General features: G+C 69.1%; 24 protein-coding genes. 9 read left to right on the top strand and 15 right to left on the bottom strand.

All coding sequences use genetic code 11. The features are described from left to right. Positions 1-216: 216 nt before the first annotated feature. Both E3O60_RS09890 and E3O60_RS09895 read left to right on the top strand, forming a co-directional pair. On the top strand, positions 217-513 hold the full coding sequence (locus tag E3O60_RS09890; RefSeq protein ID WP_134497943.1) for a hypothetical protein: 297 nt from the start codon (positions 217-219) through the stop codon (positions 511-513). A gap of 47 nt (positions 514-560) precedes the next feature. Continuing rightward, positions 561-1,589, top strand: coding sequence for a glutathione S-transferase family protein (locus E3O60_RS09895; RefSeq protein WP_088455901.1), 1,029 nt, complete (start codon positions 561-563; stop codon positions 1,587-1,589). A 71-nt stretch (positions 1,590-1,660) separates the two neighbouring features. On the opposite strand, the gene E3O60_RS09900 is transcribed toward E3O60_RS09895, so the two are convergent. Continuing rightward, positions 1,661-2,422, bottom strand: coding sequence for an SDR family oxidoreductase (locus E3O60_RS09900; protein ID WP_134497945.1), 762 nt, complete (start codon positions 2,420-2,422; stop codon positions 1,661-1,663). Positions 2,423-2,574: 152 nt separating this feature from the next. Between E3O60_RS09900 and E3O60_RS09905 the strand changes: the two genes are divergently transcribed. Next, positions 2,575-3,489 carry a 3-methyladenine DNA glycosylase gene (locus E3O60_RS09905; protein ID WP_134497947.1) on the top strand — a complete coding sequence of 305 codons (915 nt, stop codon included), beginning with the start codon at positions 2,575-2,577 and terminating at the stop codon, positions 3,487-3,489. Here E3O60_RS09905 and E3O60_RS09910 read toward each other — a convergent pair. After that, positions 3,486-4,205, bottom strand: coding sequence for an NAD(P)H-hydrate epimerase (locus E3O60_RS09910; protein ID WP_241993238.1), 720 nt, complete (start codon positions 4,203-4,205; stop codon positions 3,486-3,488). The genes E3O60_RS09905 and E3O60_RS09910 overlap by 4 nt on opposite strands. Before the next feature lie 333 nt (positions 4,206-4,538). Here E3O60_RS09910 and E3O60_RS09915 point away from each other — a divergent pair, with 333 nt between their 5' ends. From E3O60_RS09915 to E3O60_RS09930, 4 genes are read left to right on the top strand one after another with little or no spacing between them, the layout of a single operon-like run. Then, complete coding sequence (locus E3O60_RS09915; protein WP_198415702.1) at positions 4,539-5,501, top strand: 1-phosphofructokinase family hexose kinase; 963 nt, start codon at positions 4,539-4,541, stop codon at positions 5,499-5,501. A 32-nt stretch (positions 5,502-5,533) separates the two neighbouring features. Beyond that, complete coding sequence (locus tag E3O60_RS09920) at positions 5,534-5,851, top strand: hypothetical protein (protein ID WP_088455897.1); 318 nt, start codon at positions 5,534-5,536, stop codon at positions 5,849-5,851. A 40-nt stretch (positions 5,852-5,891) separates the two neighbouring features. Continuing rightward, positions 5,892-6,350, top strand: coding sequence for a hypothetical protein (locus E3O60_RS09925; RefSeq protein ID WP_088455896.1), 459 nt, complete (start codon positions 5,892-5,894; stop codon positions 6,348-6,350). A gap of 3 nt (positions 6,351-6,353) precedes the next feature. Continuing rightward, complete coding sequence (locus tag E3O60_RS09930) at positions 6,354-6,953, top strand: TetR/AcrR family transcriptional regulator (RefSeq protein ID WP_134497949.1); 600 nt, start codon at positions 6,354-6,356, stop codon at positions 6,951-6,953. A 151-nt stretch (positions 6,954-7,104) separates the two neighbouring features. Here the strand turns inward: E3O60_RS09930 and E3O60_RS09935 are convergent, their stop codons facing one another. Next, on the bottom strand, positions 7,105-9,345 hold the full coding sequence (locus tag E3O60_RS09935) for a UvrD-helicase domain-containing protein (protein ID WP_088455894.1): 2,241 nt from the start codon (positions 9,343-9,345) through the stop codon (positions 7,105-7,107). Positions 9,346-9,545: 200 nt separating this feature from the next. Between E3O60_RS09935 and E3O60_RS09940 the strand changes: the two genes are divergently transcribed. Next, entirely contained in the window at positions 9,546-11,720 is a 2,175-nt protein-coding gene (locus tag E3O60_RS09940; protein WP_134497951.1) for a glutamine synthetase III, read from the top strand. A gap of 76 nt (positions 11,721-11,796) precedes the next feature. Here E3O60_RS09940 and E3O60_RS09945 read toward each other — a convergent pair whose 3' ends face one another. The 7 genes from E3O60_RS09945 to E3O60_RS09975 form a co-directional block, all read right to left on the bottom strand. Beyond that, positions 11,797-14,361, bottom strand: coding sequence for an ATP-dependent Clp protease ATP-binding subunit (locus tag E3O60_RS09945; RefSeq protein WP_134497953.1), 2,565 nt, complete (start codon positions 14,359-14,361; stop codon positions 11,797-11,799). Positions 14,362-14,552: 191 nt separating this feature from the next. Continuing rightward, entirely contained in the window at positions 14,553-15,161 is a 609-nt protein-coding gene (locus E3O60_RS09950) for a hypothetical protein (RefSeq protein WP_088455891.1), read from the bottom strand. A gap of 56 nt (positions 15,162-15,217) precedes the next feature. Continuing rightward, positions 15,218-15,535, bottom strand: a complete 318-nt coding sequence (locus E3O60_RS09955) for a carboxymuconolactone decarboxylase family protein (RefSeq protein WP_088455890.1) — start codon at positions 15,533-15,535, stop codon at positions 15,218-15,220. A 199-nt stretch (positions 15,536-15,734) separates the two neighbouring features. Continuing rightward, positions 15,735-16,532: an ATP-binding cassette domain-containing protein gene (locus tag E3O60_RS09960; RefSeq protein WP_134497955.1), complete on the bottom strand. Its 798-nt coding sequence runs from the start codon at positions 16,530-16,532 to the stop codon at positions 15,735-15,737. Further along, entirely contained in the window at positions 16,529-17,587 is a 1,059-nt protein-coding gene (locus E3O60_RS09965) for an ABC transporter permease (RefSeq protein WP_240632432.1), read from the bottom strand. The genes E3O60_RS09960 and E3O60_RS09965 overlap by 4 nt, the downstream gene beginning before the upstream one ends. Continuing rightward, on the bottom strand, positions 17,584-18,576 hold the full coding sequence (locus E3O60_RS09970; protein WP_241980244.1) for a sugar ABC transporter substrate-binding protein: 993 nt from the start codon (positions 18,574-18,576) through the stop codon (positions 17,584-17,586). Before E3O60_RS09970 ends, E3O60_RS09965 begins: the two co-directional genes overlap by 4 nt. A gap of 112 nt (positions 18,577-18,688) precedes the next feature. Continuing rightward, positions 18,689-19,270 carry a DinB family protein gene (locus tag E3O60_RS09975; protein WP_134497957.1) on the bottom strand — a complete coding sequence of 194 codons (582 nt, stop codon included), beginning with the start codon at positions 19,268-19,270 and terminating at the stop codon, positions 18,689-18,691. 35 nt (positions 19,271-19,305) lie between these two features. Between E3O60_RS09975 and E3O60_RS09980 the strand changes: the two genes are divergently transcribed. Then, complete coding sequence (locus tag E3O60_RS09980) at positions 19,306-19,815, top strand: DNA alkylation repair protein (RefSeq protein WP_134497959.1); 510 nt, start codon at positions 19,306-19,308, stop codon at positions 19,813-19,815. A gap of 18 nt (positions 19,816-19,833) precedes the next feature. Here E3O60_RS09980 and E3O60_RS09985 read toward each other — a convergent pair whose 3' ends face one another. The 5 genes from E3O60_RS09985 to E3O60_RS10005 all read right to left on the bottom strand — a co-directional run bounded on the left by E3O60_RS09985 (position 19,834) and on the right by E3O60_RS10005 (position 23,546). Further along, positions 19,834-20,802, bottom strand: a complete 969-nt coding sequence (locus E3O60_RS09985; protein ID WP_134480697.1) for an NAD(P)-dependent alcohol dehydrogenase — start codon at positions 20,800-20,802, stop codon at positions 19,834-19,836. Beyond that, positions 20,799-21,047, bottom strand: a complete 249-nt coding sequence (locus E3O60_RS09990; RefSeq protein ID WP_088455883.1) for a helix-turn-helix transcriptional regulator — start codon at positions 21,045-21,047, stop codon at positions 20,799-20,801. The genes E3O60_RS09985 and E3O60_RS09990 overlap by 4 nt, the downstream gene beginning before the upstream one ends. Beyond that, complete coding sequence (locus tag E3O60_RS09995; protein ID WP_088455882.1) at positions 21,041-21,469, bottom strand: hypothetical protein; 429 nt, start codon at positions 21,467-21,469, stop codon at positions 21,041-21,043. The genes E3O60_RS09990 and E3O60_RS09995 overlap by 7 nt, the downstream gene beginning before the upstream one ends. Before the next feature lie 215 nt (positions 21,470-21,684). Continuing rightward, positions 21,685-22,602: an alpha/beta hydrolase gene (locus E3O60_RS10000; RefSeq protein ID WP_134497961.1), complete on the bottom strand. Its 918-nt coding sequence runs from the start codon at positions 22,600-22,602 to the stop codon at positions 21,685-21,687. 35 nt (positions 22,603-22,637) lie between these two features. Continuing rightward, positions 22,638-23,546: an alpha/beta fold hydrolase gene (locus E3O60_RS10005; RefSeq protein ID WP_134497963.1), complete on the bottom strand. Its 909-nt coding sequence runs from the start codon at positions 23,544-23,546 to the stop codon at positions 22,638-22,640. Positions 23,547-23,576 lie beyond the last annotated feature (30 nt).

Here is a 23,576-nt window from a genome sequence, read left to right on the forward strand (position 1 = left end):
ATCAATACCGGAGCGACTGGGTGTCACGAAACCCGCTCGCCGCCGTTTGCCGCACGTTAAGGTTCCGCGCACCCCCAAAACGGCCACATCGAGGTGCAGGTCACCGGGCCGCTGAGCGATGACCAGGGAGTGACACCGACATCCGCAGCTACCGAAGGTCGGTTAAGCTGACGCTGAGCAGGCAGCGCCTGTGCGTGTCGATATCGAAGGACCCCCATGGACCACGTCGCCAGCATCGTCGCCGATATTCACCTGACCAAGCCCGAGGCGCTGGCCGTGATCGCCGCGACGCTGGATGCCCCGGTGCAGGGGGCGCGGACGGCCTCCGCTTTCGTGGGGCTACCGCAGGGCGGCTGGGTGGAAGTGGACATCCCGAAATTCGGTGAGGCCCCGCCCCTCACCCTCGATGTGCACGATCCCCGCGGCCAGGCTGAGGCCCGCGCCTCCGCCCAGTCGCTGCTGGACCTGCTCGCGCACGTCGCCGGCTGGCCGGTGCATCACCTGCACGGATGAGGGCAACTCTATGCGTACGCACGGGTTCTTTCCCGTAGCGTGGAGCCATGAGCAACGAGACCCTCACTCCCAGCACGCTGCGTCCCAGTTACGTGGAACCCGGCAAGGACTTCGATCGCGACACCAATTACATCGAAGACCGCATCACCCTCGACGGCCGCGACGGCTGGCCGGTGGAACCCGGCCGCTACCGCCTGGTGGCCGCCCGCGCCTGCCCGTGGGCGAACCGCACCGCCATCGTGCGCCGGTTGCTCGGCTTGGAGCGGGTCATCTCTCTTGGCATGCCCGGCCCCACCCACGACAAAAACAGCTGGACCTTCGACCTCGACCCGAACGGAGTAGACCCGGTGCTGGGCATCGAGCGCATCCAGCAGGCCTACTTCGCGCGCTTTCCCGACTACCCCCGCGGCATCACGGTGCCGGCGATCGTGGATGTACCCTCCGGCAAGGTCGTGACCAACAACTATCCCCAGATCACCCTGGACTTCGAGACCGAGTGGGCGGACTACCACCGGCCCGGCGCGCCCGACCTTTACCCGGTGGCCCTCCGCGCCGAGATCGACGAGGTCGCCAACCTGATCTTCCACGACGTCAACAACGGCGTCTACAAGTGTGGCTTCGCCGGCAGCCAGAAGTCCTACGAGCGGGCCTACGGCGCCCTCTTCTCGAGGCTCGACTGGCTCGAAGAACGCCTGACGAACCAGCGCTACCTCGTGGGCGATACCATCACCGAGGCCGACATCCGCCTGTTCACCACGCTCGCCCGGTTCGACGCGGTCTATCACGGTCACTTCAAGTGCAACCGCAACAAGCTCAGCGAGATGCCGGTGCTCTGGGCCTACGCCCGCGACCTGTTCCAGACCCCGGGCTTCGGCGACACTATCGACTTCGAGCAGATCAAGAAGCACTACTACGTGACGCACAGCGACATCAACCCCACCGGCATCGTGCCCGCTGGGCCGGATGCGTCGGGGTGGCTGACCGCGCACGGCCGCGAGGCCCTGGGCGGCCGCCCGTTCGGCGACGGCACCCCGCCGGAGGCGCCGCTCGAAAGCGAGCGGGTACCGGCGCTCTAGGCTGCACTGTGGTGCGGAAATCCCCCCTTGCCTGGCAACAGGAAGGGGGGATTTCCGCAATTCAGTCGCGCCTAGCGGGCGAGCCAGCCACCGTCGACCGGCAGGGTGATTCCGTTGACGTAGTCGGATGCGTTGCTGGAGAGGAAGACGGCGGCACCGGCGAGGTCGGAGGCCTCGCCCCAGCGTCCGGCGGGGATGCGATCGAGAATCGCCTTGGACCTGTCGGCGTCCGCCCGCAGATCCTTCGTGTTGGCGGTGGCGATGTAGCCGGGTGCAATGGCGTTCACGTTGACGCCGGACGCGGCCCATTCGTTCGCCAGTGCCTTGGCCAGGCCCACGATGGCCGACTTGGATGCCGTGTAGCCGGGCACGTTCACGCCGCCCTGGAAGCTCAGCAGGGAGGCGGTGAAGATGATCTTGCCGTGGCCGCGAGCCACCATGTTGGCGCCGACGGCGCGACTCAGCACGAACTGCGACGACAGGTTCACGGCGATCACTTCGTCCCAGAACTCGTCAGAGTGCACGGCGGCCGGGGCCCGGCGGATGGTGCCGGCGTTGTTGACGAGGATGTCGGCGTTCAGGGCGGCCAGCTCGGTGCCGAGGGCGGTGATCACTGCACGGTCGGCGTAGTCGGCGTCGTAGGGGGTGAAGGTGCGGCCCAGTGCCTCAACCCGCTGGGAGACCTCGCTGCCGGTCATCGGCATGTTGACGCTCACTCCGACGATGTCGGCTCCGGCGGCCGCGAGTCCCTCGGCCATGGCGAGCCCGATGCCGCTGCTGGCGCCCGTGACGATGGCCACCTTGCCGGTGAGGTCGAAGGGGTTCGCGGTCATGTTGTGCTCCTTTGTGAGTGTGCCGGGTCGCGTTCGATGTTCTGCTGGGCGGAACATCGTTCCGCCTAGTGACTACTCTACGGGGTGATCACGCCGCCGGGCGACCCGACCTGCGGATTGGACGGGCCCCGCACGGCCGCGAGTACCCTCGTATGGTGCACATCTCTCCCGCGACCGCGCTCACAGCGCTCACCGCCGGCGACTGGCGCGAACTGGAACGTCGGCACCAGGATCGGGCCGACGCCGCCACGCTGGGACGCCGGCAACGCGCCGGCACCGTACACACGCATCCGGTGGACGACTTTCTGTTCACCTACTACCCGTTCCGTCCAGGGTTGTTGCGGCGGTGGCACCCCGGTGCCAACGTGGTCCTGCAGGGCGCGGCGACCGAGGAGCGCGCCGGGTGGAAATGGTACCGCTCCGAGCGGGACGACCTGGTCGTCGACCACGCCGCCTTCATCGAGAAGAACGCGCGGAGCATCCGCTTCATCGTGACACTGCTGGGCCGCACCGCCCAGCGAGCCGGCGATTTCGGCTGCTTCGGCCTGCACGAATGGGCCATGGTGTACAAACAGGGCGAGCACCGCCATGAATCGCCGCTGCGGCTCAGCCAGGGCGACACCGACACCGTGGTGGAATCCCACCGGATCGCCTGTACGCATTTCGACGCGTTCCGCTTCTTCACCCCCGCCGCCGTGGACCTCAACTCGGAGCAGGCCCGCCCCGTACTGCCGAGCCGGGAGAACCAGCCGCGTCTGGAGCAGCCCGGTTGCCTGCACGCGGGCATGGACGTCTACAAGTGGGCCATCAAGCTCGGTCCCCTGATTCCCGGGGACCTGCTGCTGGACTGCTTCGACCTCGCCCGCGACATCCGGGAACTCGACATGCAGGCATCCCCCTACGACCTCTCCGAGTGGGGCTACTCCCCTGTCGCCATCGAGACCCCGACCGGCAAGGCCGAGTACGTGCGGCGGCAACGCGGGTTCACCGAACGGAGCAACGGCCTGCGCGCCCGGGTGATCGCCGCGGTCGGCGCGCTGCCGGAGCCTGTGCTCCCGGCGCGTTAGCCCAGGTCACGTCGGCGGATGCGCTCCAGCTCGTCACCGATACCGATGTCGGCCACGACGACCCGGCCGACATAGTCGGCGGCCGGGCGGGTGACGAGCCCGGTCTTGCAACCGCCGAAGGTCACCGTCAGGTCGGCCGGCAGCACCGTGGGGTCGGGCACGCTGCCATCGTCCACGCCGATGCCGCTGGGCAGGTCCACGGCCACGACCAGGGGCGGATGCTCACCGGCGAGGGCCGGCAGAAGAGCCGCCACAGTGCCGCGCGCCACTCCGCGCAAGGCGGGATTGCCGGTGGCCCCGGTGCCCAGGATGCCGTCGAGGATCAGGTCGGCCGAACGAGCGAGGCCTGTGACGACGTCGGGAGGTTCGTCCATCGGGCGCAGGTCAGCTCCGTGCGCGAGGGCCGCCTCGAGCGCTTCCCGGTGTGGGCGGTCGCTGGTAGGCAGGATGCAGAGGGTGGCGCCCCAGCCGGCCAGCATCTCCGCGGCGTACAAGGCGTCTGCCCCGTTGTTGCCCGACCCGGCCAGAACCAGCACGCGCGCATCCTCAACCGCTCCGCCATCCGATCCGCCGCGCCGCGCCGTGAGAAGGGCCGCTGCCTCGGTTGCGAGCGCAAGGGCCGCCCGGGCCATGAGGGGTACTCCCTGCTCGAGGAACGGGGCTTCGGCCTCGCGCACCTGGGCTGCGGTGTAGGTCGGCACGGGTGAGGGATGCACGCCGCCACCCTACGCCGCCGGGGCGGCCCGACCCCGCGACGCTCAGCATCCGGTCAGAGAAGTGGATACCCCATGGGGTATTGTTGGGTCCTCCAGGCCGCCCGGCCTGGCCAACCAGAAGGAGTCCCCCGTGTGCCGAGCCGTGACCTGTAGAACCTGCGGAAAGACCACCTGGGCCGGCTGTGGTCAACACGTCGACCAGGTCATGCGGGGCGTCCCCCGAATCGATCGCTGCGCCGGACACCAGAAGGAGCCCTCCGGGGGAGGCTTCTTCACCAGGCTGTTCTCCCGCCGCTGACCGGCGAAAAGCGCTCACAGTCCTACGCTGGGGTCATGGATGTTCCCAGGCCGACAACGCTGCGACCGATACTCACTCTCACGGTCAACCCTGCCCTCGACGTCAGCACCTCGACGGAAAACGTGGTCGGTGAGCACAAGATGCGCTGCGGACTCTCCAGGCTCGACCCGGGTGGCGGCGGCATCAACGTCTCCCGCGTCATCCAGCGTCTCGGTGGCCAAACCCTGGCCATTTATGCAGCCGGCGGGCCGACCGGCGACGCCTACCGCAAGCTCATCGAAGCCGAAGGCCTCCCCACCGTGGTGGTGCCCATCGCGGGCAGCACCCGGGAGAGCTTCACGGTTGACGAGACGACCACCGGCAAACAGTTCCGCTTCGTGTTGCAGGGTCCGGAAATCACCGAACCCGAGTGGCGTGCCTGCCTCGCCCGGGTGGCGGAGTCGATCCCGCACGGCGGCTACGTGGTGGCCAGCGGCAGCCTGCCGCCGGGCGCGCCCGACGACTTCTACGCCAGGGTCGCCCGCCTGGCCCGCGAGCACGACGCGCGCTGCATAGTGGATGCGTCCGGGCCGGCCCTGGCCGCAGCCCTCGCGGAAGGGGTCTTCCTGGTCAAACCCAGCGGACGTGAACTGGGCGAGCTGGTGGGCTCGACGCTCGACACCGAAGAGAGCCAGATCGCCGCGGCAAGCACCCTCGTCTCCCGGGGATCCGCCGAGTTCGTGGCCCTCACGCTCGGCGGCAAGGGTGCCGTGCTCGCCTCGGCGGCCGGCGTGATGCGCTTGGCCGTTCCGCAGGTCACGGTGCAGAGCACTGTCGGCGCCGGCGACAGTTTCCTCGGCGCGTTCGTGCTGCGCATCGCACAGGGCCACGACCCTGCCGCGGCCTTCAGAGCGGCGGTCGCGGCCGGCAGCGCCACCGCGATGACACCGGCCACCGAGCTCTGCCACCGGTCCGACGTGGAACGACTGGAAGCCGAACTCGCCCTGGTCCCGGCCTGAGCGCCTCGGGCGGCGAGATTAGTGTTGTTCCCATGAAGCTGACCAGAATCGACCCGCCCGGTCGGAGCTTTTCCCGCTGGCTGACCGACGAAGAGGTGGGCCAGGTGCTGGCCGCGAGCCGTGGCTGGCGACTCGGGAGCGACGGCAGCGTCGTTGCCGGCACTCTGCGCAAGACCGTCATCGCCCCTTCCCTGGTCGCCCTGGGCGCCGCGGCAACCGCCAATCGGTGGATCAGCCGCCCCGCCAGGGCGGGTAGCGATGGCAGCGGGCCGACCCACATGATGTGGGGCGTGTTCGAGGCCCGCACCGACGCCGAAGTGGCCGAACTGGTGGCCGCCGCCCCGCGGTAGGCCGAGTCATTGACCCAGTGATCAATGTAGGGTGGGAGCCATGACCCTCCTCGCCCCGCAGAAGACCCGCGCCACGATTGTCCGCACAGTGTTGCGCCTGGTGCTCGGCGCTTTCCTGCTGCTCGCCGGCATCAGCCACCTCACCGTCAACCGGGAGGCGTTCCTCGCCCAGGTACCTACCTGGCTGCCGCTGGAGGGCGACTTCGTGGTCGTGGCCTCGGGAGTCGTCGAGATCATCCTGGGCGCGGCGCTGCTGGCGCTGGGCCGGTTCCGTGTGCAGGTCGGCTGGATCGTGGCCGCGTTTTTCGTCGCGATCTTTCCCGGCAACATCTCCCAGCTCGTCACCCAGACCGACTCATTCGGGCTGAACACCGACCTCGACCGCACCATCCGGCTGCTCTTCCAGCCCGTGCTGGTGCTCTGGGCGCTCTGGTCAACGGGCGCCTGGAAGGCGTGGCGCGAGTATCGCACCGGCCGGCGCACCGACGGCGGCAACTGACCCATGGGCGGACCCAAACTGCCCGAACAGGAACGCTGCGACGCCATCCTGACCGCCGCCTACCAGATCGCCCTCACGGAAGGCCTCGATGCCGTCACCGCCCGACGCGTCGCCACCGCAGCGGGCATCTCCCCTGGCCTGGTGTTCTTCCACTTCCAGTCCAAGGACGGCCTGCTCCAGGCCCTGCTCGCGGTGCTGCTCGACGGCACCCTCGACGCGCTCACCGACCCGAGCCTGGCCGCCCTGGCACCGTGGGACCGCCTCGAACGGATGGTCAGGGTCGAGCTCGAACGCCTGGTCGAGCACCACGCGGGCGTGGAGTTGCTCTTCGCATTCTACTTCTCCCGCCACGCCGACCTGTTTCGCGACCGCATCGAGGCCTCATTCGGGCGCTACCTGGAGGCGTTCCTGCCGGTCTGCCGCGAGGCGGTCGGCGCGGCCGGGTCCCCTGCCGGCGGGGAGGGCGTCTCGGGCGTCGACCTCGCGGCCACAGTCGTGGCGCTCATTCAGGGCGCCTCCATCCAGGCGATCCGCAACTCGGCCTTGATCAATTCCGAAGCGCTGCTCGCGACCATCAGGGCCTTGCGGCCGCGCGCCGCCTGACAAGCCGTCCTGAGGAGGCCGGCGCCGAGGCAGGCAGAGCGACCCGAGACAGGTCTCCCCCGACGTGCCTCAAAAACCCCTTCTGCACGCGTGAAGGGGACTAGTGCCCGGAGTGGGCGACGTCGGTGCGGCGAGGCAGCGCAGCCGGACGCTAGGGCAGGTCGCTCAGCCCGGCGGGCAGCGGACCGTCGCTCACGAGGTACAGGCGCTGGGTCGCGCGGGTCATGGCCACGTAGAGTGCTCCGGCTCCGCGTTCGGACGCCGCCACGATGGCGGTGGGGTCGACGACGATCACGGCGTCGAATTCGAGACCCTTGGAGTCGTGCGGGGTGAGCAACGCCACATCCCGCAGCAGACCGAGCGCCCCGCGGCCGACGATGTCGCCGAACTCGGCGTCGAGAGCCTCTGCGAGGGCATCGATGTGCTCCTCCACCACGATCACCGCGACAGTGCCGCCCACGCCCAGGGTGCGCTCCCGCCGCAGGGCGTCCAGGGCGTCCGTCACGATAACGACCGGCCAGTCGCTGGCGCGCACCGTGCGTGACGCCGTGATCGGCAGGCCGTGCGCCACCGCCATCTTCTCGGCGGCCTCGGCGATCTGGCTGGGGGTGCGGTAGTTCACCGTCAGCTCCTCCAGGCGCCACCTGTCGGCTTCGAACGAGGCCTCGAGCACGGGTGCGAGGGCCTCCCGCCAGCTGTCCGCCGCGGCGGCCGCGGCGGCCTGGGCGATGTCGCCGACGATGGTGAACGAGCGGCGCGGGCCGCGGCGCATGAGCAGCCGCCACTGCATGGGCGAGAGCTCCTGCGCCTCATCCACGATCACGTGCCCGTAGGTCCAGCTGCGATCCAGCGCCGCCCGTTCGGCCGTGGTGGCGCGGTCGCCGAGTTCGGCGAAGTTGTCGGCGAGGGCCTTCGCATTCACGAGTCCCTTGACGTCCATGTTCTTGATCGCCAGCTCGGCGTTCTCAATGTCGCGCTTGCGCTGTTCCTTGGCCTCACGCTTCTGGGCCGCGTCGACGGCGCTGTACTCGCCGAGGTGCTCGGCCGCCTCATCGAGCAGCGGGATGTCGGCGATGGTGAACTCGGCGTCACGCGGTCGGTGGAGCAGCGCGCGCTGCGCGGCCCGCCAGCGCGGCGTGAGCTCTTCCAGCCACTGCGGCCGGGCGTAGAGGTCTTGCACAAGCTTCTGCGGGGTGAGTGGCAGCCATGCGGTGTTCAGCGCCACCCGTACATCGTCGGCCAGCCGGAGGTCTTCGCGCAGCATCGGAAGGTCGGTGTCGTCCATCGACCGGCCCTGGCGCTGGAGCTGCTCGAGCCACTCGCGGGCCAGCGCGTTCAGGGCGTGCTTGACGAAGACGACGCGGGCCTCGTTGTGCGGCTTCCCGCCGGAGCGGGCGCGGTGGATGGCTGCCTCGATCAGCTGGGGCTTGAGCACCAGGGTGTCGCCGTTCACGAGCAGCTTTTGGGCGGCGGCCGGCACCTTCTGCCTGCTCTTCACGGCCCGAGCGATCAGGTCGGCCATGAACGTCTGGCCCTTGAGCGCGGCGACGGCGGGCGCGTCCTCGTGGCCGGCCTCGACGCCGGGGAACAGCTGGCCCACCGAGGCGAGCACCACCCCGGTCTCTCCGAGTGACGGCAGCACCGCCTCGATGTACTGCAGGAACGACGTGGACGGTCCGACGATGAGCACACCGGCGTTCTGCAGCCTGTCGCGGTGCGTGTAGAGCAGGTAGGCGGCGCGGTGCAGCGCCACGGCGGTCTTGCCGGTGCCGGGGCCGCCCTGCACGACAAGCACACCGTTCAGCTCCGAGCGGATGATGCGGTCCTGTTCGGCCTGGATCGTCGAGACGATGTCGGACATGTGCCCGGTGCGCTGGGCGGTCAGCGCCGAGAGCAGCGCCCCCTCGCCCTGATGCAGGTTGGCGGTGTCGCCCTCCAGCAGCGCCGCATCCAGAATCTCGTCTTCGATGCGGATGATGCGCCGGCCGTTGGAGAGCAGGTGCCGGCGGGAGCGGGCACCGAGCGGCGTCGCGGCGGTGGCCTGATAAAAGGCGCTGGCCTGCGGTACCCGCCAGTCGAGCAGGATCGGCTGCAGGTTCTCGTCGCGGAGGCCCACCCGGCCGATGTACCTGTAGACGGGTGCGCCGTCCTCCTCCGGGGCAGTCTCCAGCCGGCCGAAGGCCAGGCGGTCGTCCACCTCGCGCAACTGCACGATGCGGTCCTCGTAGGTGCGGGCAAAGGTGTCGCGCTCGGACCGGGACTGGTGGTTACCACCGACGTCGAGAATCCGCACGGCCTTCAGCTGGGCCTCGGCCTCCCGCTGCAGCGCGTCGAGGCGCGCGTACAGCGTGGCGACATAGTCCTGTTCGCGCGCGAGCTCCGTATCAACCACTCAAACACCCCTCAAATCAAACGACCAGTTTAGCCGCTGACGATGCTGCTGGGTTTCGACCCCCAACCGGGAGCACCGGCAGAGCGAATCCGTCACGCGGCCGAAATGTCCCCGGCATACACGCTCCCTAGGTTTGGGCTACCGGATTCCGCACCCCGTCGCGGACAGAGCCCGAATAGACCCGAATAGAGGGGTAAACCATGAGTGGAAATGCCATGCGCCTGCAGGCGATCAGGGATGTCGAGGCCTATGTGCCCCCGGCCGTCAGCTTCACCGACGCCGAAACCCCTGGCCAGATCTTCGGTGAGAACGTGTTCAGCAGCGTCGTCATGCAGAAGCGCTTGCCCAAGCTCGTCTACAAGTCGGTCATGGCCACCATCGAGCACGGTGCGATGCTGGATCCCCTGGTCGCCGACGCCGTCGCCTCCGCCATGAAGGACTGGGCGATGGAAAAGGGCGCATCGCACTACGCGCACGTGTTCTACCCGCTCACCGGCCTCACCGCCGAAAAGCACGACAGCTTCCTCGAACCCGTCGGCGACGGCACCGCGCTGGCCGAGTTCGCCGGCAAGACCCTCGTGCAGGGCGAGCCCGACGCCTCCAGTTTCCCCAACGGCGGCCTGCGCAACACCTTCGAGGCCCGCGGCTACACCGGATGGGACGTCACCAGCCCCGCCTACGTTCTGGAGAACCCGAACGGCAACACCCTGTGCATCCCCACGGTTTTCGTCTCGATGACCGGCGAAGCCCTCGACCACAAGACGCCGCTGCTGCGCTCGCAACAGGCGATGGGCGAACACGCCGAGCGTATCCTGCGCCTGTTCGGCCACGTCAAGCCGGCCAAGGTCGTCGCGTTCTGCGGCCCTGAGCAGGAGTACTTCCTCGTGGACCGGCACTTCTTCCTGGCCCGCCCCGATCTGCTCAACTCCGGCCGCACCCTGTTCGGCGCCAAGCCGCCCAAGGGCCAGGAATTCGACGACCACTACTTCGGTGCCATCCCCGAGCGGGTGCTCGGTTTCATGATGGACACCGAGCGGGAGCTGTTCAAGCTCGGCATCCCCGCCAAGACCCGGCACAACGAAGTCGCGCCCGGCCAGTTCGAGATCGCGCCGATGTTCGAACGCGGCAACATCGCCGCAGACCACCAGCAGCTGCTGATGACCACGTTCAAGACCATCGCCAAGAAACACGGCATGGAGTGCCTCTTCCACGAGAAGCCCTTCCAGGGAGTCAACGGCTCAGGCAAGCACGTCAACTTCTCGCTGGGCAACAACCAACTCGGCAGCCTGCTCGTCCCCGGCGACAACCCGCACGACAACGCCCAGTTCCTGGTTTTCTGCGCCGCGGTCATCCGTGCCGTGCACAAGTACGCCGGTCTGCTGCGGGTCTCCGTCGCCTCGGCGACCAACGACCACCGTCTGGGCGCCAACGAGGCCCCGCCGGCGATCATCTCGATCTTCCTCGGCGACCAGCTGGCGGATGTCTTCGAGCAGATCGCCAAGGGTCCCGCGACCTCCTCAAAGGACAAGGGCACCATGATCATCGGCGTCGACACGCTGCCCCAGCTGCCGACCGATCCCGGCGACCGCAACCGCACCAGCCCGTTCGCCTTCACCGGCAACCGGTTCGAGTTCCGCGCGCCGGGCTCGATGCAGACCGTGAGCGGCCCGATGGTGACGATCAACACGATCATGGCGGAGTCGCTGGACTACATCGCCACCGACCTTGAGGCGGCCGTCGCGGCCGGCACCGACTTCGACACCGCCGTGCAAGCCCTGCTGACCCAGATCATCACCGAGCACGGCGCCATCGTGTTCAACGGCGACGGCTACGCGGACTCCTGGCCCATCGAGGCCGAAAAGCGGGGGTTGGCGAACCTACGGACGACGCTGGACGCCCTGCCGGAGCTGATCACCGAGTCCGCCCTGGAGCTGTTCGAGAAGTACCGGGTGTTCAACCACCGGGAGATGCACAGCCGCTATGAGATCGGTCTGGAGCAGTACGCGCTCACCATCGGTGTTGAGGCCCGCCTCACCCTCGAGATCGGCTCGACGCAGATCCTGCCGGCCGCGATGCGGCACCAGACCGAGGTGGCACTCAACATCGGCGCCGTCAAGGCCGCCGGCGGGGATGCCGACATAGCCGCCCTGTTGGAAGTGAGCGCTCCGATCGCCAAGCTGCGCACCGCCCTGGCCGTGCTCAAGGACGTCCTGGCTGCCGAGTCCGGCAGCGCGCTGGCCGAGGCAGAGCACGCCAGGGATGACCTGCTGCCGGCCATGAGCGCCGTGCGCGCGGCGGCCGACGTGCTGGAGGGCATCGTGGCCGATGACCTGTGGCCGCTGCCGACCTACCAGGAGATGCTCTTCATTCTGTAGCTTCCACGAACAGGCCGAACGCAGAAACGCCCCGGCCGGACCCGTCAAGGTCCGGTCGGGGCGTTCTCATCCGCGGCTACGCCGCCAGCGGCATCCGTGCCGGTTCGGACGCCACGTGCAGGGCACCATCGGCCACGGTGACGGCCACCACTCCCGCGACGCCGAGCTCTGAAGCCACCAGCAGGTCGGCGATTCTGTCGTCGAGCTGACGCTGGATGACCCTGCGGAGCGGCCGCGCGCCGTACTCGGGCTCGTAGCCGTTCTCGGCAATCCAGTCCACGGCCGCGTCGCTCACGGTGAGCGCGTGTCCCTGGGCGTGCAGCCTGGCCTCGGTCTGGTTCAGCAACAGCCGCACAATCTGGCGGAGCTGGGGCTGATCGAGCTTCCGGAACAGCACGACCTCGTCGATGCGGTTGAGGAACTCGGGCCGCATGGCCTCACGGAGCTTGGCCATCACCCGGTCCCGCAGGGCCTTCTCCGACCCGAAGCCGTTGTGCGCTCCGTCGAGGTCGGCGGTGAAGCCGAGCGCGCCGCTGCGGCTGGCGAGCACCTCGGAGCCGATGTTGGACGTCATGATGATCACGGTGTTGCGGAAGTCCACAGTGCGGCCCTGGCCGTCAGTGAGGCGGCCGTCGTCGAGCACCTGCAGGAGCAGGTTGAAGACGTCGGGGTGCGCCTTCTCGATCTCGTCCAGCAGCACCACCGAGTAGGGGTTCCGCCGCACGTGTTCGGTCAGCTGGCCGGCCTCGTCGTAGCCGACGTACCCCGGAGGAGCACCGACCAGGCGGCTCACGGTGTGACGTTCACCGAACTCGCTCATGTCGAAGCGCAGCATCGCCTTCTCGTCACCGAACAGTGACTCGGCCAACGATTTGGCGAGCTCGGTCTTGCCCACCCCGGTGGGGCCGAGGAACAGGAAGCTGCCGACAGGCCGGGAGGCATCGCCCATTCCGGTGCGGTTGCGCCGTACGGCCTTGGCGATCACGGTCACCGCGTCCTCCTGCCCGATGACCCGCTGGTGCAGGTCGTGCTCGAGCGTGGCGAGGCGTTCGCGGTCGCCCGCGGTGAGGCGGCTGGCCGGGATGCCGGTGGCGCGGGCGATGATCGCGGCGATCTCGGCCTCGTCGACCACGGCGGACGGTGCCGGCTGTGACGCATCCTGGGCGGCCTCGGCCGCGGTGATCTGCTCCGCCAGCTGCTCGGTCTCGTCCCGCAGGCGGGACGCCTCCTCGTAGGCCTCGGCGGCGACCGCGATGGTCTTGGCCGTTTCGAGGCCGGCCCGCTGTTCGCGCAGGCCTTCGATGTCGACCCTCGAGCCGAGCGCTAGACGCGCTCGGGCGCCGGCCTGGTCGATCAGGTCGATGGCCTTGTCGGGCAGGAACCGGTCTGGAACGTACCTGGCGCTCATTTCGACGGCCGCGCGGATCGCGGCATCCGTGTAACGCACCGAGTGGTGCTCGGCGTAGCGGCCCTGCAGGCCGGCGAGGATCTGCACCGCGTCGTCGATGCTGGGCTCATTCACCCGCACGGGCTGGAAGCGCCGTTCGAGGGCGGGGTCCTTCTCGACCTTGCGGTATTCGTTGAGGGTGGTGGCGCCCACGACGTGCAGCTCACCGCGCGCCAGGCGCGGCTTGAGGATGTTGCCGGCGTCCATTCCGCCCTCGCCGGCGCCGCCGGCACCGACCACGGTGTGCAGCTCGTCGATGAAGACGATGATCTGATCGCTGCGCTCGCTGATCTCGTCCATGGTCTTGGTCAGGCGTTCTTCGAAGTCGCCGCGGTAGCGGGTGCCGGCGAGCATGGCGGGCAGGTCGAGCGCGATGACGCGCTTGCTGCGCAGCTGTTCGGGCACCAGGCCGTCGACGATGGCCTGGGCCAGGCCCTCGACCACGGCGGTCTTGCCCACGCCGGCTTCGCCGATCAGCACCGGGTTGTTCTTGGTGCGGCGGGAGAGGATCTCAACGGTCTGTTCGATCTCGTCGCTGCGGCCGATCACCGGGTCGAGCTTGCCGGAGCGGGCACGCTCGGTGAGGTCGATGCCGTAGGTGTCGAGCATCGGGGTGTCTGAGGCGCTGTCGGCGGCCGAGCTGCCGGCCTGGGCCTCGTCGTCCTCGGCCTGCTGGGCGCCGGCCTGCAGTGACTCGGCCGTGACGCCGGACTCTGCGAGCACGCGGGCGGCGGGTGAGTCCTGGTTCACCACGAAGGCGAAGAACAGGTGCTCCGGGTCGATGTAGGTGGAGCCGAAGGCGCGGGCCACCTGGTGAGCATCCAGCAGGGCGCGCTGTGCCGAGGGCGTCAGACCGGGCGCGGACTGGGACTCACGGTCGCCGGACTCCGGCAGGCGTTGGTCGGCGGCGGCCGCGATGGCGGCGGGGTCACCACCGGCACGGCGGATGGCCGAGGCGGCGGGTTCCTGTTCGACCATCACCCGCAGCAGGTGCAGGGCGTCAACGTGGGCGTGACCGTGGGAGACGGCGAACTGGGCCGCCTGCACGAGGATCTCGTGGGTGCGGCGGCTGAGGAGCCGGGTGATCTCGATGGGGCGGCCGGACTGCGCGGCGCGCTGGCCCTGCAGGTAGCGGGCCAGGAACTCGTCGAACGAACCGTTGTCGGAACCGGTCGGGCCGAAGTATGTAGGCAAGGAAACCTCCTGGGAATCTGAACGAGGAGGAAACCCAAAACTTGAGTGACCTCGACTCAAGTCAACGTTTGGGCGCGCGTTTCATTCCCGCGGCATCCTGAGATTTCCCTGAATCCGCGCTCGCAATGCGTCCGGCGGACGCCGAAGTCACTGCCACCGGGCGCACGACACACGGGCCGGGTCACCGGGTTTCAGGAGGTGAGGTCGGCGCACTCGGGTGCAGCTCGGAAGGCCTGGCCGAGGGTGCTGGAGGTGTCCTGGGTTGCCGTGGTGATGGTCTGAGCGGCGGCACCCACGTCGGAGAGCACTGTACCGGTGTCACCGACGAGCGTCGCCAGCGCATCGACCAGGGTGGCCCCGCTGGTGCCCTCCACCGCACTGGCGCTCGCCCGCAAGGTCGTGAACGACTGATCGACGGTGTCGATCGACTCCTGCACGGCCAGGAGCTCCGGGTCGTCGCCGAGATTCTCCGGGGGTGACTTCACAGTGTCGACCAGGGCGCTCACCGAGGCCGACACGGTATCCATCTGGTTGGACACCGCGGTACCCACCGAATCGCCCCCGGTGACCGCCGCCGTCGCCAGCCCCTGAACGTCGGTCTGCACGGTCGATACGTCGCTGCAGACCGTGCCCGCCCAGGTGATCTGTGCATCTGTCGGAGGTGACGCCGTCTGACCGGGTGACGGGGTGGCCGTTGCGGCCGATGGCGACGAACTGCTCGGTGTCGGATCGGTGCCGTCGGCGGGCGCGCATCCGGCAAGGAGCACCAGCAGGGCCATGAAGACGATGGGCTTTCTCACTGGGGGTGCTCCTCACTGGATCTGCCGCACGACGCGGCTGCGGTGGACTCTGGGCGTTACTGGGTGTCGCCCTCGGAGTCGAGTTGGATCGCGAGGTCGAAGGCCTCGACGATCTTGCGAGCCGATGACAGCAACCGTGGCGTGCCCACGATCGGGGCAACGGCGATGAGAACGTCCTCGATGTCGTCGGCGGTCAGCCCGACCTCCGCTGCCGGTCCGACGTGCATGAGGTACGAACCGACCGGTGCATCCACGGCCACCAGGGCCGCGATCCGGGCGATCATCAGCGTGCGCGGATCGAGGTCGGTGCGGGCCAGCGAGACAGCGTTGATCTCGGCCGCCGCATCCAGCACCGGGGTTGTTCCTGTGGCCATGGGTATCGCTCCATTTCCAGGGTTGGGCCCTGTTGGTGTTCGCGTTTTCCGGATTCTTCGGTGTTCGACGGGCGCACCACGACGGCACGCCGGTCTCACGCCGCAGACGGTAGCAACCAATCCGCGTCCCGCCGATAGCGCCGTTCCGGAATCGTCCGAAACGGATGAGGCGTGCCCGACCCCGCGCTGGCCTGGCGGATCAGTCCCGCTCGAGCTCCCGGGCCAGGGACTCCAGTTCGGCCCCGCCGGCCATCAGCCGGGTCAGCTCGTCGATGGTGATGCCTCTCCGGTCGAACTCGCCCAGGCTGGCCCCGCGGTTGAGCACCAGGAACCTGTCCCCCACCGGGTACGCGTGGTGCGGGTTGTGGGTGACGAACACCACGCCGAGGCCGTGGTCCCTGGCTTGCGCCACGTAGCGCAGCACCACCCCGGCCTGCTTGACGCCCAACGCCGAGGTGGGCTCGTCGAGGATGACGACCCTGGCACCGAAGTAAATGGCCCTGGCGATGGCGACGGATTGCCGTTCGCCGCCGGACAGGGTGCCGATGGGCTGGTCCACGTCACGCAGGTCGATGCCCATCCGGCCCAGCTGCGCGAGCGTGATCGCGCGCATCTCGGCAACCTGGAGGCGGGAGAACGGGCCGATCCCGGCGCTGAGTTCGGCGCCGAGGAAGAAGTTGCGCCACACCGGCATCAGCGGCACAATCGCCAAGTCCTGGTAGACCGTGGCGATACCGGCGTCGAGAGCGAGGCGCGGTCCGGTGAAGCGCACCGCGTCCCCGTCGAGCTGGAGTTCGCCGGAGGAGTGCGGGTGCACACCGGCGAGGACCTTGAGCAGGGTCGACTTGCCCGCGCCGTTGTCGCCCAGCACGCAGAGCACCTCACCGGCGCCGACCGAGGTGGAGATGTCGCTGAGCGCGATGACCGACCCGTAGACCTTGCCGATGCCGCGCACCTCGAGGATGGGCGTTGGCCGGGTTGCTCCTGCGGCGCTCATGCGCGTACCCCGGCTTGGCGGCGCACCGAGAGGTTCACGAGCACGGCGAGCAGCAGCATCCCGCCCAGGAAGGCCTTGAGCCAGTTGTTGTCCCACTGGGCGAACACGATGCCCTGCAGGATCATGCCGTAGATCAGCGCGCCGAGGGCGGCGCCGATCGCGGACCCGTAACCGCCGGTGAGCAGGCAGCCGCCGACGACGGCGCAGATGATGTAGATGAACTCCTGGCCGATGCCCGTGGTGGCTTGCACCGTGGCCACGTCGAAGAGCGAGAGCATGCCTACCAGCCAGCCGGCCGCCGCCGTGCCCATGAACAGGCCGATGCGGGTGCGCTTGACCGGCACGCCGGTCTGCACGGCGCTCTGCAACTGCCCGCCGATGGCGAAGATCCAGTTGCCGTACCGGGTGCGCAGCAGCAGCCAACTGGCCACGGCGGTGATGCCGAGCCACCAGAAGACCGACACCTTGAGGTTGACGCCGAAGACCGGGATCGTCGAACCGAAGATCGCCTTGCCGGCGTCGAAGCCGGGCACCAGGGTCATGCCCTGGATGGCGACCTGGCCGGTGACGAGCTTGGTGCCGGCGAGGTTGAGCCCCTGCAGGATGAAGAAGGTGCCCAGCGTGACGATGAAGCTGGGGATGGCGGTCTTGACGACCAGGAACCCGTTGAAGGCGCCGACGGCGAGGGCGATCAGTAGGGCGAGCAGCATCGCGAACCACAGGTTCATGCCCCATTGGGTGGTGAACGCGCCGACGAGCAGCCCGGTGGTGCCGGTCATGGCTCCGGCCGAGAGGTCGAACTCGCCGCCGATCATGAGCATCGCCACGGCGACGGCCATGATGCCGAACAGCGACGCGGAGTAGAGCCAGGTGGCCACGCCCGCCGTCGACAGGAAGGATGTCGTCGCAACGGAGAAGTACCCGAAGATCGCCAGGGCGGCGACGAGGGCGCCGATCTCCGGCCGACGCAGCAGCCGCACCATCGGATGCGTGCGCGTCAGGCGCTCGTCCGGCGACGCATCCGGCGCGGCGCCCGGTGCGGTCAGCATCGTCATCGGGTGCCGTTGCCGGCGAACGTCGCCACCTGCTCGGCGTTCTCCTTCGTCACGAAGCCCGGCCCGGAGTAGACCGGCTGGCTGCCGCCGACGACGTTGCCGTTGGTGTAGAACAGCTCGAAGAAGTCCACCGGCAGGTAGCCCTGCAGGTAGGGCTGCTGGTCGACGGCGAAGAGGATGCTGCCGTCCATGATGAGGCTGGTGACGTCGGCAGAGACATCGAAGGTACCGATCTGGGCGTCGCTGCCGGCCTCGGCCACGGCCTGCGCGGCGGCCACACCCACCGCGGAGTTGAGGGTGAGCACACCGTCGATGCCGGGGTCGGCCAGCAGGGCGCTCGTGATGGTGCTCTGGGCCTCGGCGACGTTGGCGATGTCGACCTGCACGTTGGTCAGGCTGCCGGCGAGGGTGTCCGCGGCCCCACGGCAGCGGTCCTCGAGCCCGGCGTTTCCGGCCTCGTGGATGACGCAGATGACCTTTTTCGCCGACGCCTCGGCGAGCTGGCGGCCGGCGCCCTGACCGGCCAGGTACTCGCCCTGGCCGATGTGGGTCATGGCGCCGAGCGCGGCGGACTCCTCGGCTCCGGAGTTGATGGTGATCACGGGAATGTCGGCGGCCACGGCAGCCGTGACGGCACCGCGCAGGCCCTCGGGGTTGGCCATGGACACGATGATGCCGTCGACCTTGGCGGCGATCGCCGTCTCGATCAGCTGGCTCTGCTTCTGCACATCGGGGTCACCCTGGTAGGTGACGGTGGCGCCGTAGCGGTTTCCGGCGGCCTCGGCGCCGGTCTTCACGACGTCCCAAAACGCGTCGCCGGGAACCGAGTGCACCACGAGAGCGTACGTGCGGCCGGAGTCGTCGGCCGGGGCTGCGCCGGCTCCCGAGCCGGCTCCGGCGACGGGCTGGCCGGTGCAGGCGGTGAGGGCGAGCAGGGCGAAGCCGGCGCTCGCGCCCAGGAGGGTCCGGCGGGCAGAGATTCTCGACACGAGTGGCATCGTCCTTCGGGTTCGGGCGTGTAAACAGCTTGGCCTTTTCAGGCGCAGTCCACTTTAGGCGTCCGAACGGCGAACACCGCAGTCGGGCTGCAGCCCGACGGCCTCAGGCCGTGCGGGCGGCCTGCTCCACCCGGTCCCGGTAGCCGACCCACCAGCCGGCCTCTCCCGACGGCAGGTTCTCGTTTCCGGCCCGCAGCCCGGCAGCCCCGTCGATCAGTTCGCGCACGATATCGGCGTGGCCGGCATGCCGGTGGGTTTCGGCGATCAGGTGCAGCAGGATGCGGTGGAGCGTGACCACATTGCGGTCGGCGGGCCACCAGGCCACCCGGCCGGTGGCATCCAGCGGCACCTCGGTGATCGTGGTCTCCGAGTGCGCCCAGACCCGCCGGTACAGGTCGACGATCGCGTCACGGGACTCCTCCGGGGTCGCCCACATGTCGGCGTTGTCCTCGGCGGCGTCGCCCATCCAGGACAGCTCTTCCGGGAAGGTGCGGCCGAAGGTCTCACCGAGGTACCCGGCCTCGACCCCGGCCATGTGCTTGATCAGGCCCAGCAGGTTGGTGCCGGTGGGCACCACGGGCCGGCGAATGTCGTACTCGCCGAGACCCTCGAGCTTCCAGACCAGGGCTTCCCGGGCCTCCTGCAGGTAGCGGCGGAGATCTGCGGTCATGTCGGCGTCGGTCATGCCGACCAGCCTTGCAGATCGGCGAGAATGGAGCCATGAGTGCTGCCGGCGAGTTCATCAACGCCACCCTGCAGCGGGAGAGCTCCTGGGAGCGCGCCGACGCCGATCGGGCCCGGCTGGGCGGCAGCCTCACCTTCTATGGCGCATCCGTCGGCGCGATACGCGGCACGATCCGCGATGCCGGGCGGCGCTACCCCGGCCTTGGCCACGACGAGATCACGGCCCTGAGCTCCGAACTGTGGGCGGTGCCGGTCTACGAGCGCCGGCTGGCGGCCGTGGTGCTGCTGCAATCCCACGTGCGAATGCTGCGCGCCTCCGACCTCACCCGCATCGAGGGTTTCCTGCGGACCGCACAGCTGCCCGCTCTCCTGGACCCGCTCACAGCGGATGTGGTGCGGCCGCTGGTCGATGCCCTTACCGGTCCGGCGCGCAGCCGGGCGCAGATCGTGCTCGACCGGTGGGCGCAGGATCCCAGCGCCGAACTGCGCCGTGCCGCCGGCCTGCTCGGCGTCTGCGGCGGCGCGGCCCAGCGTCAGGAGTACTAGTCATCAGGAGCGCGCGCGTCAGGGTATGACGACGACCTTGCCCCGGATGCTGCCATCGGTGAGACGGCGCATGGCTGTCGCGGCCTCGGCGAGCGGATAAACCCGATCGATGACGGGCCTGATCGCGCCGCTCTCGAGAAGGCCCGCGAGGGTGTGCAGGTCATCCTGACGCACGACCGAGACCAGACCGGTGAGCTTCTGGGATACGAACGGCGACAGCAGCAGGGCCCGCAGGGCCCTCTCGAAACCGCCGGTCACCCGGCCGCCGCCTTCGCCGCCGACGAGTACCAGGGTGCCGCGGGGCGCGAGCAGTTTGCGCAGCGAGGAGACCGACCGGTTGCCGCCGGTTTCGAGCACGAGGTCGTAGCGCTCGCCCGACCGGGTGATGTCCCCGCGGGTGTAGTCGACGGCCGCATCCGCCCCGAGCGAGAGAACGTAGTCGAGCTTCGCGGTGCTGGCGATGCCCGTCACGTGCGCCCCGAAGGTCTTGGCCAGCTGCACGGCATAGCCGCCGACGGCGCCGGAGGCCCCGATTACGAGCACCCGCTCCCCCGGGCCGGCGTCCCGCAGCGGGGCGAGGGCCTGCAGGGCGGTGACGGCCGAGGTCGGCACGGCCGCGGCCTGCTCGAAGCTCAGGGCCGCCGGCTTGGGCTCGAGTTTGTCGGCCCGGGCGGTCGTGTATTCGGCCAAGGAGCCCTCACCGACACCGAACACCTCATCGCCCGGTGTGAACCGGGTGACGTTGGCGCCGACGGCCTCGACGCGACCCGCGACATCCATGCCCCGCACCCGGCTTTTCGGGGCGCGCAGGCCGACGGCGGGCCGCACGAGGTAGGGAAGCCCCGCCATCAGGTGCCAGTCACCGATATTGAGGCTCGCGGCCTCGACGCGCAGGAGAACGTCGTCGGCGCCGACGGCCGGCCGCTCGATCTCGGCGGGGTGTAGAACGTCGGCCGAGCCGTAGCTGTCGTGGACGATGGCCCTCATGATGTGCCTCCAGGTCGAGTGAGGATGGGAGTTGCCGGGTACTGGAACACGTCGTCGAGTGGTCGATTGAACACCCGGGCGATCTGGAACGCCACCTCGAGAGAGGGCGAATAGCGGCCCTGCTCGATGGCGATGATGGTCTGCCGGGTCACGCCCACCAGGTCGGCCAGCGCGGCCTGAGTCATCTCTCCGTGCGCGAAGCGGAGCCCGCGGATGTTGTTGGTCACGCTCGTCGCCTTCACCATGACTGGAATCCCCGGCGGTAGGCGATGATCTTGGCGATGGAGGCCAGGATCGACGAGAGCACGAAGGCCAGGTAGATCACGTTGGCGATCCAGAACGCGTCCAGCCCGGTGATGGCGAAGACCAGCGCGAGTACGGCCCCGAGAATCACGAAGGACTGGCCGATGTGTTCGCCGAGCCGGTTGATCTCCTTGTCGCGCTGGTCCTTCCGGCCGGCCTCGTGGGGCGACAGGATGGCCGCGATGATGTTCAGCAGGATCCCCGCGACGATCGAGCCGACGATCGTCCACAGCATCGCGGGAATGTAAGCCGCCTGCTCGAGAGGGGCGCCGTCTGCGCCACCCAGCACCAGAACCAGATAGATGCCGTACGCCACTATCGCGACGACGACCATGATCCAGGCGCGTTGTTCTTCGCGTGCCATCTGCGGCTCCCTGCCTCGATGCCGGTCCGTGCCGGCGTGTAAAAAATTGTTGACACGATGAATGTATGCCCGACCAGACACCGTGTCAAGTATTTTTTACTTACCTTTTCGCGACTTGCCGAGAAATGCCCCTTGCCGGGTCGTGAAGGAGTCTTGTGCGGCAAGTCGGTGAGCTGAGCGGCTGGTGGTGGTGCCGGCGGCTACGGCGAGCCGCGCTAGAGCCGGCGGGCCCAGTCGACGATCAGGCGGATGCCCGCGGCGAAGTCCGGTGACTTCGGCCGGTTGAGAAAGGCGTGGGCGGCATCCGTCAGTACGTGGTACTCGACGGGAACCCGGGCCGCGGCGAGTTCCTTGGCGAACTGCTCGCCGGAGGCCCGCATCGAATCGCTGTCGGCGTCGATGAGTAGCGCGGGGGGAAAGTCGGGCAGCGAGTGGCCGCCGGGGAACGCATACGGATCGGCCAGTGCGGCCCGGGTCCCGGCGTAGATGCGGTTCACCGCGTTGAGCAGCAGGGGGGTGTGTGTGAATCTGCGCCGGCCGCGCAGTCGGCTGCGCAGCTCGCGCGAGCGCTCGGGCAGGCTCGCGTGGAAGAGGCCGTAGGCGAAGAAGACCCCGCGCAGGGGCTCGGCGCCACCGTGGGCCAGCCGGAGCACGGCTCCCGCCGACAGGCAGGCGCCCGCGCTCGCTCCGCCCAGGATCACCCCGTCGCCGAACTCGCCCTGTACCGCCCGCACCACCGCGACAACGTCATCGACCGGCACCGGAAAGTGGATGCGTCCGGTCGACGCTGCCGTCCGCCCGAATCTACTCAGCCCCGGGATCGACGTGAGCCTGTAGTCGACGGTGATCACGGTGAATCCGGCGGCGGCCAGTGCCAGGGCCACCTCGTGGGTTTCCGGCAGGTCGAGGCCGCCCTTGACGAAGGCGCCACCATGCACCCAGACGATCGGCGCCGGCTCGAGCGACACCGATCCGACCAGCGCCGTGCCGACCGGCACCGCGCCGACCAGCGCCGTACCGACCGGCGGGGCATACCGGCGCACCGGAACGGGGCCGTGCGGGCCCTGAATGACAGCGTCAACACCGACATCCGCGTTCTCGGTCTCAGATGCACCGCGAGTTCTCCCGATCATCTGCACAGGCTACGGCCTGTGGACCCGCGCCGGGCTCAGGAGTGCGCGAGCAGCCAGTCCAGCGCCGGCGCGCACTCGGTGAGGATCGAGATGTGGCCGTCATCGGCACAATCCCAGAGCTCGGCGTTCGGGATGGCGTGGGCCAGCCAGGCCCCGTGCGCGGGCGGCACCACCCGGTCGCGGCCGCCCTGCGCGATGAGCACGGGCACCGAGATCGCCGTCACGTCGAATCCCCACGGCACCACGAACGCCATATCGTCGTCGATGAGCCCGTCGGGGCCGGCCGCCGAGGCCTCCCCCACGTCCGCTCCCAGCGGCGCCCAGTCACCCTTCAGGGCGGCGTAGTCCCGCTCGACGAAGCTCGCCGGATCGAACTCCGCGGTCGCCTGGTAGTGCTCGCGGGCGGGCCGGCCGGAGCAGGCGGCGCGCAACGCGCCATCCGACGCCATGCCGGCGAAGAAGTCGAGGCCGTCGGCATCGAAGGGCGCGATCGCGGCCAGGCACGCGGCGGCGGTCACCCGCTCGGGCAGCAGTGCTGCGCAGGCCAGGGCGTGCGGGCCGCCGCCGGAGGCGCCCATCACCGCGAACCGGTCCAGCTGCAGGGCGTCGGCGATGGCCGCCACATCCGTCGCCGCCGACCCGACGGTGCGGCTGGGCAGCGGCGTCGACCCGCCGTAGCTGGGCCGTCCGTACGAGATCAGCCGGATGCGCCGCTGGGCCGCCGCCGCGAGCAACGGTTCGAGCAGTGCCCCGGTCTGTGGCGAACCGTGGTGCCACAGAACGGTGAGCCGGGCCGGGCCAGGTTCGCCGACGGGGTCGTAACCGTCCAGACCGCCGTATTCAGCCGTCGCAGCGGACTCCCCGGCGAGGCCGGTACTCCCAGCACTGTCGTGCACCCTGAGCGCACGTCCGTCGGAGCGCCGCAGATACTGCACTGACACCATCGGGCCAGCGTAAGCCGGATTCATGCGCCC

This window comes from Cryobacterium sp. TMB1-7 (assembly GCF_004402435.1).
Lineage (GTDB): Bacteria > Actinomycetota > Actinomycetes > Actinomycetales > Microbacteriaceae > Cryobacterium > Cryobacterium zongtaii.